Raw genomic sequence first — 18031 nt, forward strand, 5'->3', positions numbered from 1 at the left:
CAAGGTTTTTAAATGAAGCGGGTTTTGAGATGATTAATATTGAGCGTATGGATGCCCTATGTCGTTCTGCTAGGAAAAAAGGGAACTTGCTGGATAAGCTCGACTATGCCCATCCTATATACCCTATAAATGCTGTTAAAAAGTGATTTTTATATTCTTGGACTTGTGAAGTAAGAGGTCCTACTCTATCTTTCAGATTTTACTCTACCATAGATCATTAAGGTCCTTAAAAAATGGTCCAATTTTTAGGATTAGTGAGCTTTATTACTATGGGAGCGCAGAGGGTCACGAATACCCTGACCTTTACAGGTTGCCCGATAATTACTAATGGTAACAATTTAATTTCTTCTTTTTCGATTTAAAGGCTTTGTACACCTTATTTTTTGTATGTTTTTGCTCTGAAATTGAATTGTCGGACAGCCTGTTTAGGGTGGGGTGGCCGCATGCAATTTAATTTTTACAGAAAAGTTATTTTTATCCTGGAGCCTATCCGAAAAGTCAATAATGAATGTTGTAAAGATACATTAGGTCATAACAAATTCAGCTGGATAGCTCATTCAATTGTCTGCTAAAAGGAAGGAAAAAAATGTCCGTTTATATGATAATCGAAATCAAAGTCATGAATCATGAAATGTATACTAAATATGTAGAAAAAGTTCCAGAAATTGTAAAAAATTACGGAGGCAGGTATCTGGTTAGGGGAAATGAGGTTATTCCAATGTTTGGAAATTGGAATCCCGAGAGAATAGTCATAATTGAGTTTGAAACCGAAGAACAGTTAAAAAATTGCTTTAATTCTGCGGAATACCTGAAGATTGCACCCTTCAGAGAGAATTCTACGATTACAAAATCAGTAATAGTCAAAGGATATTTGCCATCAGAATAATTTCAATTTCAGCTAGAATCTAAAATATGCTGTTTTTAAACTGACTTATCATTTTTAACCAATTTGTAGTATTTGGGAGACAACTCACGGACGAGATCGATTAAGAGCCTACACGAAAAGCCAATCGTGGTATGTTGTAAATTTCACAACATGCCTAGAATATTGAGTATTTGTTCCGGTTCTATATATTGCCTATTGATATTAGTAGGTCCATAACACTTTTCGGATAGGCTCCTGAATTAAATCATACCGTGAAGGCATATATCTACATATGGACTCAAAAAGCCATTGAAGGTGACTAAATTGGAAAATGTGAAAGTTGCGGAAAAGAAGTTGAGAATTCAATAAAAATCAAAGGGCAAAAGCTTTGCATTGAATGTCCCGTTAAAGCCTAAAAAGACATTGACCCCGACAGTCTTAATTTCAGTTCATGCATATAATTATTATCAGAACAGACTTTTCAGCTCTCCTTTTTTTAAAGTCTGCCGTGTCTTTTCTTTAAAATCTGGCTTTTTGGATTTTTTTGGATTTTTTGTCCAGCAATTTGAACATTAGTAGCTTTGAGCCTGCCAAAAATAATTCTTTGCACAATTTTTCCTTTTCCTTCTGGATCGATTTCCCCCAATATTTACCCCCTGGAGGTTTCACAGGCATTGGATTGCTCGGTCATTATTTTCAGACAGAAGCAATATAAGAGCCAGATAAAGCCAGATATATACTAGCTTAATTTCCTGAAAAGCTGAAATGGTTACGTTAAAATAAATCGCTTATGTTATACTGTTCATTACTTTAGTTCTTTGACATTACGGTAGAGAAAAATTAATCATAGGGCAAGTATAATTTAAGCCAGATATAATTAAAAATGTGATATTCTTATTCCAAATTATTTTTGGAGTGTCCTTCTTGACCGTTAAAAAAGCGCTTATTCCGGCGGCTGGCCTTGGAACCCGTTTCCTGCCTGCCACCAAGTCGATGCCTAAAGAAATGCTTCCTATTATTGACACACCTGTGATCCACTACGTTGTAGAAGAAGCCATTGCCTCGGGAATTGAGGATATTATCATTATCACAGGCAGAGGTAAAAGGGCAATTGAAGACTATTTCGACGATTCTCCTGAACTCGAGATGCACCTTGCTAAAAAGCATAATACTGAACTTCTTAAGCTTGTCAGGGACGTTTCTTCCCTTGTGGATATTCACTATATCCGCCAGAAAGAGCCAAACGGGCTCGGGGATGCAGTCCTCAGGGCAGAAAACCATATTGGAGACGAACCTTTTGCCGTGCTCTTAGGGGATGACATCATTGTGAATGACAAGCCCTGCACTGCTCAGCTCATTGAAAATTTTGAAAAATACGGGAGATCTACACTCGCAGTAGAAGAAGTTCCTTATGACAAACTAAGCAGCTACGGAATTATAAAGGGAAAGCCACTCTGCGAGTCACTCTATATGCTTGAGGACATTGTCGAAAAACCGTCTCCTGAAAATGCTCCTTCCAATCTGGGCGCAATAGGCCGCTACGTTTTTACCCCTGAAATATTTGACTGTATAAAAGAAGTCGGGACCGGGGTAGGAAACGAAATCCAGCTTACTGACGGGATCCGGGCCCTTAACAGGTCGCAGATAATCTATGCCTGCAGGTTCAAAGGGAAAAGGTTCGATACAGGTGACAGGCTAGGGTACGTAAAATCAATAGTGGATTTCGCTCTTGCAAACGAAAACCTCAGGGAAGACGTACTCGAATACCTGAGGAAAATCCTTGAAGCCGAAGATGGCACAGAACAGGGGAAAGTCGATATGATAAAAGAGCCGTCGGTTGACAAGATCACAACTTGAGAGTGTGGGAATTTCGGCGAAGAATGAGAAATTGAGCGAAAAGTCAGAACTTAAAAAATGAGATCGAGGTTATATGGTATTGCCTTGAAGTTTCTCCTGCCTTGGAGTTTCTCATATTTCACTCCGCACACACGTGAAAGATATTTCCCAAAGTTATAAAGTTCGCTTATTAATAAAGGAAAAACTCCTAGTCTTTATCACTGGACATTCTCTTTGTCAAGATTTCAAGTGCTGTGAAGCATAAGACTGTTGATTATATCTTGAGAGTAAGAGAGAGGTAAAAGAGGGGAAAAAAGAAGAGAAGTAAAGACAAGTAATTATAATGTTAGAAAAGTTGAAAAGATAATAAAAAAATAATTAAAAGGACGAAGGCCCTTTTAAACCTGCCTGATTCCGAAGGACTGAAGCAGGATTTCAGGATAGAGCCCGCCGCTGGAGATAGTTTTAGTGCTCTTAAGGTCATTTACCGTAAGCCTTGCAGGGGCAAACATTCCCGCGTCAACCTTAAAGAAGTCAAAGTCTGCTTCTTTAAAGGTCTGGTAGAAAGGCTTTCCAAAGTTTCGGGAGGTTGTGGAAGGCACCTTCTTTACGAATTCCTCAAGTTCTGTCAATTCTCCGTCGAAGCGGACCGTATAGTTGGTTTCCCCACAGTAGATCACACAATCATTGGTCGAGCCCATGCACTGTACATCATTTCCGACAACAGGAGCAATTGGAGCAACCCCATATCCACTTTTAATGCAGTTGATGTCAAAACCGACGGATTCAAACTTATGGATTCCAGTCTCTACAACGCGGGCCGAGATCTGGACAGAACCAGCAATAGAGGCAGTAGGAGCAACAGCAATCATTACATTCTCAGGGTCTACGCTGCAGTGTTTTGCAATATACTCAGCAACTCTCTCATCAGGAAGCTTATCGGATTCCATGACAAGGACTGCGGCTTCAAAGTCATCTTCATACCCGATTTCCTCATAGAGCTCTTTAGGTTTTAAGCCAAGGGCACGTGCAGGGCCCGAACCCATTCCAAAGTAATTGCCTACGGAGATTCTCCAGCCTGCATACTGCGAAGCCATACAGGCAATTACAGGATTGTCAGTAGCTACTTGGATAGCAGGCCATTTGAGACCGTTCAGGTCAAAAGTAGTGTATTTAAGATCGGCCAGATCTGCTAGGCAGAGCCTCGCGAGGTACATTCCAACTTCATATCCGCCCTCTGCTTTAACTCCACAATCAATAACCGTAGCCCCATTATTGAGCTTGAATACTTCAGTTTTCAGGTCTTCGCTCCAGTCGAGCATCTCTTCGATGACGTATGATCCCATTTCGTTGACGCTTATCAAATTATCACCTTTACTACTGTCTCCGGGATAAACAGGAATATAATTCTCACTCAGTAAGGAAGTAAATTCTTATCTGCCTTTATTGCGGAGGAGGACACTGTTTATCGGTCAGAGAATTGTTTATAAAGAACATTGCTTGTAAAGAAAAATCTCAATCAGAGTTACTTATCGTTCAGAGAATCGGAAATTAATCGGGGACAGTTTACCCGGATGAAGGTCCAGCCCATTGATCAGGGTTAACAGACAAGATTATTTACCGATAAAAGGTATCCAGCCGATCGAGAGTATTACCGGAATAAGATAGAGTAATTCTTTCCTGTAATTACCTTTTTCCTGTAATTTTTTCTTTCTTGTGATTTTTTTTCTTTCCTGTGATTTGCTATCCGTATAGGAAAAATCCAATATATAGATACTGTTTTATTATCTTAATTATATTATTTTAATCTTAGATATAATAAATATTACTATCTTAACAACATCATTCCGTTATTTGATCACATATCTTATGTAGGACTTACGCAGTTGAACTGAAAAATCAACAGCATCAGACAGGTAACTGTTTAAACCGTGACTTTAATCAACAGTCTTTGCCGTAATTGATTTTATTCCTCAAGTGCGTAAGTCCTATTATGATCTACTCATAAGATTTTACTTATACTCATAACATTTTGCTTATTTCAACTGTATTATGAAAATTCTGTCATTTTTTCGAACGGGCACTCCAACAGCAAGGCCAACGGTATCTCCTTTTTCAGCCCTTTCAACGGTCTCGCCTTTTTTCTTCAGGGAACGGACTTGCTGCCTCAAATAAGTCGTATTTCCTTCAATTACGATCTCGTCTCCAACCGAAATTCCGTCTTCTAGAAGACTGACGGCTGCAGCTTGCTGTTTTGGATAATAATTTTCAATAATTCCCACAGCCCTGCGTTGCTTTTCCGAGGCATTCATATCTTTTTCAGGAGAAAAGCCTTCAAGACCCGGAACCCCAAAGTAAAAGCCAGTTGAAAAGCCCCTGTTATAGACCGAAGCAAGTTCACGCTTCCAAGCTTCTATTTTCTCAGGAGTATAGTTTTCTTCTATGCAGGCGTCGATAGCTTCCCTGTAACAGCGGGAAACCGTTTCAATGTATCCAGGGTCTCGCAGCCGCCCTTCCACTTTAAAGGCAGCTATGCCCGCTTCAAGGAGCTCGGGAATATGCCCTATCATACAGAGATCTTTTGCACTTAGAAGATATTTTCCAAGGCTTGCAGCAACAAGCCCGTTTTCTCCATGAAGTTCCCACTCCCAGCGGCAAGGCTGAGTGCATTCTCCGCAATTTCCGGATTTTCCAAGAACGTAAGCTGACAGATGGCATCGGCCTGAGACTGCCATGCACATTGCGCCGTGGACGAAAGTTTCAATTTCTACTTCAGTCTGCTGGCTTATCTTCCGTATTTCTTCAAGGGAAAGCTCTCTTGAAAGCACAATCCTTTCGGCCCCGAGATTTCTGTAGAAATTTGCAGTTTCATGGTTGGTAATATTTGCCTGCGTGGAGATGTGAATTCGAAGCCCCGCTTTCCGTGCTCTGAGAATTACAGTCGGGTCCCAGGCAATAACTGCGTCTACTCCAGCATTCGCAGCTGCAGTTATCACATCCGATGCATCTCCGAGCTTTTCCTCATTTACTGTCGAGTTTACAGCCAGATAGGCCTTGAGCCCTCTAGTTTTTACCTCCGAGACAAAATTGTCAAGAGTCTCCAGAGTAATTTCTTTTGCTTTTGCCCTCAGGCTGAGCCTGTCGGTTGAAAAGTAGACAGCATCTGCATATCCTGAGCAGGCCTTAAGCCCTGAAAGGTTCCTGACCCCTACAAGGAGTTCAGGTTTTGAACTTTTATGCATGAAGACAGAAAACACCTATATTTCATTTAAAATATCTTGTTGCTCTACACAGTTTAACAAAATTAGTAGAAAACGTCAACTTATAGCAGTTAGTAGTAAGACTCGCGGGTTTACGGAAAACTTATATAAATGGAGAGCATTTTCCAAAATGGGGATTAAGGTAAATTTGGAGAAATAGCTTTTGTTAATAAACAAAGGCAAGAATAAATTACTGTTACTATAATCGAAGATAGGGGGATATAATGGAATACGAACTCGAAGAAGTCGAGAGAGATTACATAGAATTTAGAAAAGAAATGGGAGAAGAATTCATAATCATCGCTAAAATTATCAAAAAGGTCTAAGCGGAAAGGGAGCTCCTAAAAGTTATTAAGGGTAAGATTTATAGTTACGTTGTTGTGCATAACATCATTATAGAATTATAAAATTATAAATCTATGTAGTGATGTTACACTTATTTTTTGATGTTAAGCTTATTTTTACCACTAGATTTTGGAACTGAGTCCTTTTCTTCGACATTTTTAACTGATTTTTGCATATTTTTTCATTCCCAACTATATATAATTTTTTATTCTTAACCGTTAATAGTTTTTTATCGCTTAGAGGCTGTCTTAAAATTAAATACTGCATGTAATCATATCGTTCGCTAGTGTCAGAACAAATTAAAAGAATTCCTTATCCTAGTGATTTATCTTATCGAGAATGGGAACTAATCAAGCCTTATTTCCCTAATTTCAAGACGAATAAAGGTCGAAAACGTGTTCATCCTTATCGCGAAATCTTGAATGCCATCTTCTATTTGTTACGTTCTGGTTGTGCCTGTCGAATGTTACCCCACGAATTTCCACCTTGGAAAACTGTCTACCACTATTTCCGTCTTTGGCGACTTACTGGATTTTGGGAACGTATAAATGCTGCACTGAGAACTGAACTGAGAATGGCATATGGCAGAGAATCAGAACCTAGTGCAGCTATTTTAGATAGTCAATCCGTTAAAACTACAGAAACTCCGGGAATGCATGGTTTGAGACAAAATTAAGTATTACAAGAAATGCTGTAAGTCAATATCCCAGAAATCCAATCTATAAATTAGATTAAAAAGTAAAAAACTAGAAAGTCGCCTGCAAAGCAGGCAAATGCGTAAGTCCTAAGAATAGATGGGATGAAGACTTTTCTTGTGAACCATTGAATAAAAATCAAAATTGGTATGAGTAGTTATTCGGAACTAAAGTAAATCGGAACTACTGCACGATCCATTGTCAGCCAGGTAAAGGTTCTGAAATGAGATTTCCGAATATTCCTGGCGTCAATCCGCTTGCGTTAATTTGATGTACCAGTAGGGCACGAGTCTTTGTATGGAAGCTTCCAGCACAGAAAATAAGCCGGAGTCCGAAAAAACAAGCTATCAGCGCCTTCTTATTGCCGGTCTCAAGAAAGAAATAGAAATGGCTCGCAAACTTGACCCCGAAAAGCTTGCAGATGAAATCCGGAAAATCGGGTTCTTCTGCCAGCACTGTGGAAAATGCTGCAGGCGAGCTTTCGGGGATAACAGGGTAGCGGTGATTCCTTCCGAAATTGAAAGAATCCGGGAATATACAGGCCTCTCAAAACTGGAGATTGCAGGAGCGTTTGTGACTGAGGGCTCTATCCAGGATGGGACAGGGGAGTTTGAAGAAAAAGGTTTAGAAATGCCATTCAGGCCATCGGGGGAAAATGAAGAGTCGTTTTCTCCGGAACTTCTTGAATCTCTTATAGATTGTATCGATTATGAAGGCAAGATTCACGCCTTTGGATGGATACTAAGACGAAAGAGAAACGGAGACTGCATTTTCCTTGAAAGAGATATACACAAATGCCGGATCTATCCAGTGCGCCCTATGCTCTGCAGCACTTATCCGTTTTATATCGAAGGGCTGAGATTACAGACCTGCGAATGTGAAGGTCTTGGGTCCCCGATCTCTGTAGAAGAGAGCCGAAAAATGGCAGAGGATCTCCTCTTCAGGTATATTTCGGAACTTGAGGATATGCTTGGCATGTATGAAAACTTCGTAGACTTCAGGAGAGGGGAAAAGGGCCTCGAACTTGCAAAAACGAGCCTGGAGAAAGGCACATGTACCTGTATAGTTCACGATAGTCGGGGAAGTATTGAAATTAGCGATTAAGAGCAAGGAGTTACAAAGCTTCAAACTTTTCAGGCTAAACTGCTCTTATTTTCACTTACCCAGTTTTTCCATAACCCTGAGAGATTTTTAAATCCTTGCCGACCTGCATCATCAATTAAGTTTATTTATTAGAAAGAGCCAGTTATTTCCCATGACCGGGATGTCTGGTAATGAAATTCGTCCGATGACCGTTTCGGAAAAGATCTTTTCGAAGGCCTCCGGAAGATCCGTAAAAGCTGGGGATTTCGTACTGGCAAATATAGACCTGGCAATGACTCACGACATTACAGGTCCGCTAGCAGTCAAAGGCTTTTACGAGATAATGAAGGATAGAGAAGAGAAAAAAGTCTGGGATCCGGCGAAAATAGTAATCATATTCGATCACCAGGTTCCTGCAGATTCTATTAACGCCACAGCAAATCATATTATGCTTCGAGAGTTTGCTGAAGAACAGGGCATTTTAAATTATGATGTATATGAAGGAGTTTGCCATCAGGTCCTTCCCGAAAAAGGGCACGTGCTACCAGGAAACCTTATAGTTGGCTCCGACTCGCATACTTGTGCTTATGGTGCTCTGGGGGCATTCTCTACAGGTATAGGGTCTACTGATATGGCAGCGGTTTTTGCCACTGGCAAACTCTGGTTCAGGGTACCTGAAACTTTCCGCTTTGAAGTGGAAGGTAAGCTGCCAGAGCGTGTTTATTCCAAAGACCTTATCCTCCACTTGATAGGTGACGTAGGAGTAGAAGGGGCCAGATATATGGCAGCGGAGTTTGGAGGCTCAACAATTCATTCTCTCTCGATCCCCGAACGTATGACTATGTCCAATATGGCAATCGAGATGGGTGGAAAGGCAGGAATTATCGAAGCCGATGAAGTGACTGCAGAATACCTCAAAGAGCGGATTATGTATTACGAATTCGACCCATATTGGAAATCTGATGAAGATGCAAAATATGTGGGAATTCGGCACTACGATATATCCGACCTTGAGCCCCAGGTAGCCTGTCCTCACCATGTGGATAATGTAAAACCCGTAACTGAGGTAGAGGGTACCAAACTTGACCAGATCTTTGTGGGTTCCTGCACGAACGGCAGGTTCGAAGATATTAAAATCATGGCTGATATTATGGGCGACGAACCAGTAGCTAAGGGCATTCGCCTGCTTGTAGTTCCTGCTTCAAGGACCGAGTACCTGAAACTCTTAAAGGCCGGGTATATAGAAAAGCTCATGAATGCAGGTGCAATTGTAGAATCCCCGTGCTGTGGACCCTGTATGGGTGGCTCTTTCGGCTTGCTTGGTGCAGGAGAAGTGGGCCTTGCAACCTCGAATCGTAACTTCAAGGGCAGAGAAGGAAGTCCCGAATCTTTTGTATATTTGTCTTCCCCTGCGACTGCAGGAGCATCAGCCCTTACCGGAGAAATCACTGATCCAAGGAAAGTTTGAAAAATCTCCTGTTTCTACTTTTTTGGATATTTCTCTCAATTTGAATTTTTTAAATATATGTCCGTGTTAATTAAACAGGTGTTAAAATGCCGGATGCTGACCTATCAATCTTGAACAGGGTATATGAGATCATACTGGACCGAAAACAGAACTATGACGAACGCTCATATGTCTGCAAGCTTTTGAACCACCGTAAAGGTATGAATAAGATTCTTGAAAAAGTAGGCGAGGAATCAATTGAAACAATCCTCGCGGTCAGGAACGAAAACCATGCAGAGATCGTTTCTGAAAGTTCAGACCTTATTTTCCATCTTCTTGTAATGCTTGCGGCAAATAACGTTACCCTTGATGAAATCGCAGCCGAGCTCAGTGCCCGACATGAAAACATGAAAAGGGATTGAAGACCTGGAGGTTTTTACCTCCTGGTTTGAGAATCCGGACAATCCGAGATTTTATAAACATCGAATTTTTCCGGCTATTTCTACTGACTTCTTTTCGTTTTTTCAAAGAGCCACGAAAAGCCTTAATTTTTCAGTACACTGCCAATTCGTTCAGGACATCGGTTTTTGACAGTGTGCCTTTGGGTACGCCATTAATAGTTACGATAAGCCTTCCTACATTGTACTTGTGGAAAAGTTTTACCACATCGTAGAGTTGCATATCCCCATCAACCGTGATAAGTTCTTTTGTCATGATATCTTTGACTTTTACGTTTGGTTTCCCCTGGGCAATTGCATGGGCAATATCGGTGTAGGTAATGATTCCTACGATTTTTCCTTTATCATCTACAGGAGCTCCGTGAACGTTGTTCCGGATAAAAAGTCTCGTTGCTTCCTGGATACTTGCATTTAGGTTCACAAGCAAAGGAGGATACTTCATATAATGTTTTACGTGTTTTTTAGGGAGAGAAATCATTTCCGTAATATTGAACAGAATTGAATTGTTAGTGTCATCCCTTCCTGTGACTTCTCCACGGATTATCAGGCGGTTTACAGGCGTGGGGCCTACCTGAAGCTTATCGTCCATTACGAAGTCTTTTGTGTTTCCTATTACGCGGACGACTCCGCTGCAGGCATCAGGACTCCTTACCGTGGTAAAACTAATATCGGCAGCTGTAGCTCCAGTAACTAACGCATTGTTCCTGTAAAGGGGAACCACGGACTCATTTTTCAGTTGTTGAATTTTTAATGCGTCATATGCTGCTCCTGTGGGTTTATAGCCTCCTTTTGGTCCGGGCACTCCCTCTACAAGCCCAAGGGCCTTTAGTAACTGCATCTGATTGCGGATAGTTCCAGGATTGCGCTTGATTACCTCAGCTATCTCTTCTCCTTTGATTGCCCGGTCCTTTTGCCGCTGAAGGTTGATTAATGCAATAATAATGTCTTTTTGAATAGGAGTAAGTTCCATACTACCACCATTAATTTCATATACCTTTATAAGAATGATGTATAAAATTGATATCTAGATAATGTAAGTAGACGCATATATTTACCATAATTAATGATTATAAATCTTATTACAAATTATCATTACAAATATAAATACAGTCCGGTTCTGCTTTAAATATCTATCTGGTTTTTCACTTTATATTAGAGTTTATCACAGGATTTATAATTATAAATTCAAAACCGAGCAATGAATCTTCTCTCAGGGAATCGCCTTCAGAATCTCTGCGAGACTCTCGCTTGCGAATTTATTTTGTTGAAATTCTTCACCTATAATAACGTTTATATAACTTAGCAGAGTCCCCAGAGGGTTAGAACATAATGATCTTCGAGAAAATTCACACCGTTCCCACTTCCGATGAATTAATCAATAAGGCCTTTAAGCGGTCAGCGCGAGCTATGTCCGGGAAAACCATAGATAGCAGGGAAAGCCGACTAAGGGCCAATGAGTCCATGTTGTTGACAGCCGCAAACATTCTGACGGATAATCTTGCAAACATCGTCAGGCGGTTCCCAAGTTTCGAACAATTACCCAGATTTTATTATGAACTCACGGATATCCTTGTAGGCATAGAAAAACTGAAGATGTCTCTTGCATCTGTGGACTGGGCCAGCAGGAAGATCCATGAGATTTCAAGAAGCTATGTTGGGAAAATTAGGAACTCGGATCTCCCGGAACCTGTCCGGAAAGAGGCCTTTGGAAGACTTGCCTCTATTATCAAGTCAATTAACAAGGATCTTCTCTTCCTGAACGAAGCCCGAAATATCTTGCGAAAACTTCCTGATGTGCAGGATGAGCCCACAATTGTGATTGCTGGCTATCCGAATGTTGGAAAGTCAAGTTTCGTCTCAAAAATTACAGGAGCAAGCCCTGAAATCGCTCCATATCCATTTACAACAAAAGGCGTAACAATCGGGCATTTCACGCGGGACGGAGTGCGTTACCAGGTTATGGATACCCCAGGGCTTCTTGATCGCCCGATGTCCGAGAGAAACTATATAGAAAGGCAGGCAATCACAGCAATTCATTACCTTGACGCGGTTGTGATGTTTATGATTGACCCCAGTGAAAGCTGCGGATACGAAATCGAAGCCCAGAAACATCTGCTTGCAGAAATCCGGGAGAACTTCAAACTTCCCATGCTTGTTGTTGCAAACAAAGCTGACAGGTCAGAGTTTAAGAAAATTGATGAAGTTGGGTTTAATATTTCCACAGTTACCGGGGAAGGAATTGAAGGTGTTATGGACAAGCTTATGCAGATGATTGAAGAAAAACGCTTTTCTTCTTCCGAAGAGCCGGACACCGAGCCTGCAATCTGATCCGGCCTAGTCACCACTCGATTCCCGCTGTCTGGGTTCCATCACCCGACTCTCGGAGGACAGAGCCCTTTTCGCTGCCCGAGTCCCGTCTCGGGAGGACAGAGCCCTTTTCACTGCCCGAGTTCCGTCTTGGGAGGACGGAGCCCTTTTCGCTTCGCTCAAGACGGCTGAATTATAGCGAAGTTATTTAGCTGAGCCAAGAGGGCTAAATCATGATAACGAGAAACTGATTTTCAACTCATTCGGGGGTTTATTTACTCAAATTTCGTTTTGGGTCACCTATTCGGCGTGATCACAATCCTTTTAAAAAAGCTTGTCCGCAAACCTTTTCAAAAAAGATTTTATCGAAAACCCGAGCAGCGGCGTGATCAACCGGCGCAACGGTTGCGCTCAAGAGGGCTGAATTATGGATAAGAGTAATTGTTTTATTTTTTCCAAGCGGACTGATTTACCCTGGTTTTATCTCAGGAGATGGAATTCGTTGTTAAAATAAGATAAAATTGGGGAACTTAAAACCCCAAAAATGAGGAACTTCTTCGTTGTTAACTTATTATATCCCTCAAAAGATGATTAGTTATTTAAGGACTATTAAGCTTTATTTGCCCAATTAAATGTAATGTTAATCCTCCCCAATTAAGGTACATGCATTAAGCAATTTATTTGATATTTAGAGGACTTAGGCGCTTCAATTAATTGATTAATCATCTTTTTTTCCTCGCTTTTATCATTTAATTTCGTATGGATGAAAATGACATCAGATACCTTAGTTATAAATAATCGTAAATTGTGAGCAAATAAAGTTTTTATCGCGTTTATTTATAAATTTTAAAGATCATTATGGATTATTTTTCAAGAAAATTGGTTTTTAGTGTGTACCTTAATTGGGGAAATCTAAATACATATTTATTGTCCAAAATAAGCATCCTGCATCCTTAGTTTTAATACTGATTTGGAAGGATCTCTATAACTTATGAATTGAACTTATTTAAGTTACATTATGGATTTTTTGAGCTAAGATTTTTAGGGATTAATGAGATGATTGTGGCGCTATATTTCCACAAAGTGTAAAAAATGGAGATAATACCAACCCATGTCTTCCTAAGTTTTTAATTAACAAGTTTAAAGATCGAGCTGCTAGACACTTTAATAAGGTATTTGAGTCGCCATAATATCCACGCCAGATATCAGCTTGGAAGTTCTCACTCTGCAAAACATTTCTTAACTGGTATATGTCCATCAAATGTTCTGCCCAGTTACCGGTGTAAGGGTCACAGGTATTTGAGGAATATTGGGGATACTTTTGCTTTAAAGTAATGGTTCCACTGATTGAAAATTCATTTACTGCTTTTTTAATATCATATTCAATCAGCCCCCTAGTAGCAGCGACTAAGTAAGCAACTTGATCTTCGGAAAGGTCTGGATTTAAATTTTTTACCAATTTTTTTCTAATTTTAGAATATGCTTCTAGGGGATCTCTTTTTTTACTACCAAATACCTGTTCTCGATCTATGAGTTCGCACCTATGATGGTTTTTTACGAGTTTCCTCTTGATAAAAGGATTATAAGGATTTGCACCAGAGGAAAAAAACACTCTTAAATTATTATTTGAAATCAAAGGCATTTTCTTCAAAAATTCTTCTATATCATAGATATGTTCTATAACATCATAGTTGGCTATTGCGTTGCAGTTAATTGATTTCTTCTTTAAAAAGTCGATTATTTCATCAATATCCCCTGGAATGTAATAGTCAGCTTGATCTCCAATAGCTTTTCCTATTAATTCTGCATCTCTAGCAGATACATCATAAATATCATTATAAATGACCGTTCCAATATTGCATTCTTTTGCGAGGAGGGATAACATACCGGAACCTCCCCCGTAATCTAAAAAAACAAGCTTTTTTAAGGGTATTTCTATTTTTGTGATTGACCATACCAGTATATACGCATACTTCTGTAAATTAGAGTGCAAGTTTTCTAATAAGGAACCAAAGTATCTTTTGTTATAATCTGAGATATCTAAAGCCTCTAGATCGATTCCTTTAAGCTTATAGTGCAAACGACTTGCAGCTTCATTGACCATTTTTATTGTTGATTTGTCATCAGGCAAATTGCAAAATTTAAACATGTACTCCATAAATTATGACTTCCCCTCTATTCCAGACAAAGTTATGCTTAAATCTCCTCGACCTAATTTATATATAAATCTCTGTAACATGATTTCATCTGGCATATTACATTTTTGATTTAGTATTAAAAAAATTGTCTAGAACTTTAATTTCTTATCTAAAATTTCTGTTCCAATTTACGTATTCCAAGATTTAAATTATTTTCCCTTTTATTCCGTCAAGAATAACTAAATTCAGATATATTTCTGGCATTTTTCTACTCAATCTCCCAGAATATATATGTAAAAATCTTAGAACTCGAAAACCTGTATCTTTATTGTTTGAAAAGAAACCCTTTGAATGATCTTTTTTATCAAAGTGATCTTTTTCACTGGAAAGACTTTTTCTGATTGAAGTGAACTTTTCTTCTATAACCAAATCAATTAAAATATGAGTTCATCCAAAAACTCAGAATTATGTCCTTAAATCTCTAATTTTGAATAGTCAATGACCTTACGATTATGGAAGTGATTCTGAAAATCTTGATAATGTGTAACTAAGATTAGTTTTTGGATGAACTTGTGCTCAAATACTTTTAAATTGTTAACATTATTATTAATTTTTATAGAAATCATTTAATTTTTAATATGAAGACTATAAATAGAATAAAACAGGAAATCGGATGCTGAGTGATGATAACAATGAAATATATAATCGCAATGATAAGACCAGAAAAGCTTGACAGTGTTAAAAAAGAGCTTCAGAAAATTGGAGCACACGGACTGACAGTGTCATCTGTTTCTGGATATGGTGCCCAAGGAGGACATCTAAATGTTGATAGAACTAAAACTGAAAAATACGAAGCAAACCTGCTTGATAAAGTCAAGATTGAAATTGCGGTGAAAGATGATTTTCTGCAAACGACAATTGAAGCAATAGAAAGAGGATCAAAAGATATAGACGGTTATATCGGAAGTGGCAAGATATTCGTGCTACCACTAGAGAACGTTATAAGAATCCGCACAAAAGAAGTCGGAAACGACGCTCTTTGATAAATAGATCGGGGTATTATAATACGATACTATGTGGACATTATTACACTCACGGATTAATTAGATCTTTAAAATAACACTTAAAAAATGACTATCTACGGAGCTTATACCAAAACCAATCTTATCCTCAAAATCAATAAGAGTTTCAGAATTATTTTTTGTGATTAGAAACTCATTGATTCCGAATTCGAGATTTGTAGAAGAAGTTTTGAATTATGGGATAAGCTCATATTTTTTCCTGCCGGCGGTCTGCTAAAATCTTCCCCGAATACGTTTGTTGAAAAAAATTGAAAATCCGTGATTTGCAGATTTAGAAGGAGCCCTTTGCGGGGTCTTTTTTGCTCGACGTGATCTTTCCTGTTGGGAGGACTGTTTTATGATTATTCACATTTTGCCCAATAACTGATTAAGAAGCGTTTTATATAATCATACTATTAAATATATGCATAAAATCACAGGCGAAAACACATGACTCAAGATGATTATATGCTAATTCTGGGATCGAACGTATACGCAGACCAGGCATATACAGTGTCATATCAGACAGATAAAAACACTGGAGACAAGACGCACTTATTTACTCTGGAAAACTGCGATGGCAATCTGATTCTGACAACGGAGATCCGGGATAAAAATTCCGAACTTATAGCAAAAATAGACAGAAATGAGTTTACTCAAATCAACGAAAAATTTGAAGTACAGGGAGAAATTGAGAAAGGAAATGGTCTCATATTAACAGAAAAAGAAAACGGTGATGTTGTTTTCAATGTCAAAATCACAGAAGACGGCTACATAGCAGTAAGCGGAATTTATTATATCGGTGGCAAGAAAATTCATATAACTGATCGTAAAGTGGAAATAAACGATACACCCAGGCAAACTGTAAACGGTGTAAACGTGCATGATACTTTTTTTGTTGGAAATTATGATATTACATTGACCGATGATGGTTTGAAGTTTTAAGGTTAGTATATAGTGTTTGTAATTTAAAGTTGATAAAGTGAATAGTGTTTGTAATTTAAAGTTGATAAAGTGAACAGTTAAAATTTTACATGAAATTTAATTCAATTAAAGTATATTTTTTTCTGCTAGCGATTTATTGAAATCTTCCCCGAGTACATTTGTTAGGAAAAGAGAAATTGAAAACTCCAGATTTTTGTAGGTTTATAAGAAGCCTTTTGCAGGGTCTCTTTGCTCGAAGTGATCTTTTCCTTTAGGGAGGAATTTTTCTGATTGAAAGTGAACTTCTCTTCACGTTCAATTCAGTTTTAATATATTTCTCCCGCCTGCTGGCTGCTGAGATCTTCCCAGAATACATTTGGTAAGAAAAGAGAAATTGAAAAACCTCGATTTTTGTAGGTTTAAAGAGCACTTTGAAGGACATCTCAATTTCGCACATTACGAGACCTTAAAAACACTTTCATGCTATAATTAATTCCTGACAGCAGATAAAAGGTGGGCTTTTCTGCTACCTGGACCAAAACGTGAATCGAAAGTTGCATCCATTATATAGACAATGCTAAAAAGAGGAATGAAAGTATTCTCGATTTCAGCTTTTGAGACCCTTCTGGGCCCGTATCCGTCTGGCTCCTTATCGGAGAAACACAGCATAAAATATTTGCCGCCTTTCTTGAGCACCCTATGCACCTGCTGCGCAAAACCCGGCCTCTCCTCGTCTGTCATCGTATGAAACAGGCCAGAATCAATGACTACGTCAAATTCGGCCTCCCTGAAAAGAGAGTCCATCTGCAGTGCGTCCCCTACAACAAAATTTACCTTAACATGCCTTTCCACGGCCTTTTTCTTTGCGTCGGAAATGGCACTTTTTACAATATCTATACCCGTAACATTGCAACCATTAATTGCCAGCATTATCGCATTCTCGCCCCGACCGCATCCTATATCGAGAGCCCGACCAGGCTTTATCTCTCCACTTTTTAGAAGGTCCTCAAACGCGGACTGTGGATGATCTACGTCCCACGGCGGTGTGCCCTTGTATGCTTCATCCCAGAACAAATTAATTCCCCACAGCTAAAGTGTTAAATTGCCATTCGATGCTAGATCGATGACTTAGTTCCAAAGTCCAGTAATGAGAATAAATGTGATAGCATTATATGAAATTGTAATTCTATGTTTATATACTAATGTTACTAAAAAAGTGTGGTTAGCGATAAGTCTGAGCTTCAATTACTTTTCTAGGTTCTTATTTCTAAAGTTTTTGGCGGTTTTGACAACAAGTATAAAAATCTTCATTTTTTGTGTTGAAAAAAGGGCTTCTGAATGCGGAACAGATGTTTTTAATACCTTTCTCCATAACCAGTACAATTTAAGTATATTTTATCTGCCAACGATCTGCTAGAATTTAGCTTAAAACCAGTTGTTAAAAAATAACTTGAAAATTGTAATTTTTGCAGATTTATAAGATATACTTTGCAGGGATTCTTTAGATTCCGCAATTTCTTTCTCTTTTTGGAAGGATTTTCGGATTTAGTGAAGTTTTTTAGGTGAATTATGGATTAATAATAGCTATCAGAAATCTCTGTTTTCAGTATGA

Annotated in this window: 15 protein-coding genes and 1 pseudogene; 9 read left to right on the forward strand and 7 right to left on the reverse strand. The window is 38.9% G+C overall.

The features are described from left to right. Positions 1-598: 598 nt before the first annotated feature. Positions 599-886 carry a DUF1330 domain-containing protein gene (locus tag BP621_RS07425; protein WP_292388861.1) on the forward strand — a complete coding sequence of 96 codons (288 nt, stop codon included), beginning with the start codon at positions 599-601 and terminating at the stop codon, positions 884-886. Positions 887-1361: 475 nt separating this feature from the next. On the opposite strand, the gene BP621_RS07430 is transcribed toward BP621_RS07425, so the two are convergent. Continuing rightward, entirely contained in the window at positions 1362-1511 is a 150-nt protein-coding gene (locus BP621_RS07430; protein WP_292388863.1) for a hypothetical protein, read from the reverse strand. Positions 1512-1789: 278 nt separating this feature from the next. Here BP621_RS07430 and galU point away from each other — a divergent pair, with 278 nt between their 5' ends. Beyond that, the gene (gene galU, locus BP621_RS07435) at positions 1790-2722 is read left to right on the forward strand and encodes a UTP--glucose-1-phosphate uridylyltransferase GalU (protein ID WP_292388864.1); all 933 of its coding nucleotides are present in this window, start codon (positions 1790-1792) and stop codon (positions 2720-2722) included. A 377-nt stretch (positions 2723-3099) separates the two neighbouring features. Here the strand turns inward: galU and mch are convergent, their stop codons facing one another. Further along, positions 3100-4065: a methenyltetrahydromethanopterin cyclohydrolase gene (mch, locus tag BP621_RS07440; protein WP_292388866.1), complete on the reverse strand. Its 966-nt coding sequence runs from the start codon at positions 4063-4065 to the stop codon at positions 3100-3102. 672 nt (positions 4066-4737) lie between these two features. Beyond that, the gene (locus tag BP621_RS07445; RefSeq protein ID WP_292388867.1) at positions 4738-5943 is read right to left on the reverse strand and encodes a U32 family peptidase; all 1206 of its coding nucleotides are present in this window, start codon (positions 5941-5943) and stop codon (positions 4738-4740) included. Between the two features lie 649 nt (positions 5944-6592). Here BP621_RS07445 and BP621_RS07450 point away from each other — a divergent pair. From BP621_RS07450 to hisE, 4 genes and pseudogenes are all read left to right on the forward strand, one after another. Then, positions 6593-6967, forward strand: a pseudogene (locus BP621_RS07450) (transposase); the annotation flags it as partial. 331 nt (positions 6968-7298) lie between these two features. After that, on the forward strand, positions 7299-8105 hold the full coding sequence (locus BP621_RS07455) for a YkgJ family cysteine cluster protein (protein WP_292388868.1): 807 nt from the start codon (positions 7299-7301) through the stop codon (positions 8103-8105). A 160-nt stretch (positions 8106-8265) separates the two neighbouring features. Further along, the gene (locus BP621_RS07460; protein WP_292388965.1) at positions 8266-9552 is read left to right on the forward strand and encodes a 3-isopropylmalate dehydratase large subunit; all 1287 of its coding nucleotides are present in this window, start codon (positions 8266-8268) and stop codon (positions 9550-9552) included. Positions 9553-9638: 86 nt separating this feature from the next. After that, complete coding sequence (gene hisE / locus BP621_RS07465; RefSeq protein ID WP_292388870.1) at positions 9639-9953, forward strand: phosphoribosyl-ATP diphosphatase; 315 nt, start codon at positions 9639-9641, stop codon at positions 9951-9953. A gap of 130 nt (positions 9954-10083) precedes the next feature. Here the strand turns inward: hisE and BP621_RS07470 are convergent, their stop codons facing one another. Continuing rightward, positions 10084-10959: a CBS domain-containing protein gene (locus BP621_RS07470; protein ID WP_292388872.1), complete on the reverse strand. Its 876-nt coding sequence runs from the start codon at positions 10957-10959 to the stop codon at positions 10084-10086. Between the two features lie 359 nt (positions 10960-11318). Here BP621_RS07470 and BP621_RS07475 point away from each other — a divergent pair, with 359 nt between their 5' ends. Beyond that, positions 11319-12317, forward strand: coding sequence for an NOG1 family protein (locus tag BP621_RS07475; protein ID WP_292388873.1), 999 nt, complete (start codon positions 11319-11321; stop codon positions 12315-12317). Between the two features lie 1027 nt (positions 12318-13344). Here BP621_RS07475 and BP621_RS07480 read toward each other — a convergent pair. Both BP621_RS07480 and BP621_RS07485 read right to left on the reverse strand, forming a co-directional pair. Further along, the gene (locus tag BP621_RS07480; RefSeq protein ID WP_292388875.1) at positions 13345-14454 is read right to left on the reverse strand and encodes a hypothetical protein; all 1110 of its coding nucleotides are present in this window, start codon (positions 14452-14454) and stop codon (positions 13345-13347) included. A gap of 184 nt (positions 14455-14638) precedes the next feature. After that, positions 14639-14863: a hypothetical protein gene (locus BP621_RS07485; protein ID WP_292388876.1), complete on the reverse strand. Its 225-nt coding sequence runs from the start codon at positions 14861-14863 to the stop codon at positions 14639-14641. A gap of 254 nt (positions 14864-15117) precedes the next feature. Between BP621_RS07485 and BP621_RS07490 the strand changes: the two genes are divergently transcribed. Together BP621_RS07490 and BP621_RS07495 are read left to right on the forward strand one after the other, a co-directional pair. After that, positions 15118-15477 carry a P-II family nitrogen regulator gene (locus tag BP621_RS07490; RefSeq protein WP_292388877.1) on the forward strand — a complete coding sequence of 120 codons (360 nt, stop codon included), beginning with the start codon at positions 15118-15120 and terminating at the stop codon, positions 15475-15477. A gap of 468 nt (positions 15478-15945) precedes the next feature. Continuing rightward, positions 15946-16440, forward strand: a complete 495-nt coding sequence (locus BP621_RS07495; RefSeq protein ID WP_292388878.1) for a hypothetical protein — start codon at positions 15946-15948, stop codon at positions 16438-16440. Between the two features lie 468 nt (positions 16441-16908). On the opposite strand, the gene BP621_RS07500 is transcribed toward BP621_RS07495, so the two are convergent. Then, on the reverse strand, positions 16909-17493 hold the full coding sequence (locus BP621_RS07500) for a class I SAM-dependent methyltransferase (protein ID WP_292388879.1): 585 nt from the start codon (positions 17491-17493) through the stop codon (positions 16909-16911). Positions 17494-18031 lie beyond the last annotated feature (538 nt).

The organism is Methanosarcina sp. UBA5 (assembly GCF_002505485.1).
In the GTDB taxonomy this organism is placed as follows: domain Archaea; phylum Halobacteriota; class Methanosarcinia; order Methanosarcinales; family Methanosarcinaceae; genus Methanosarcina.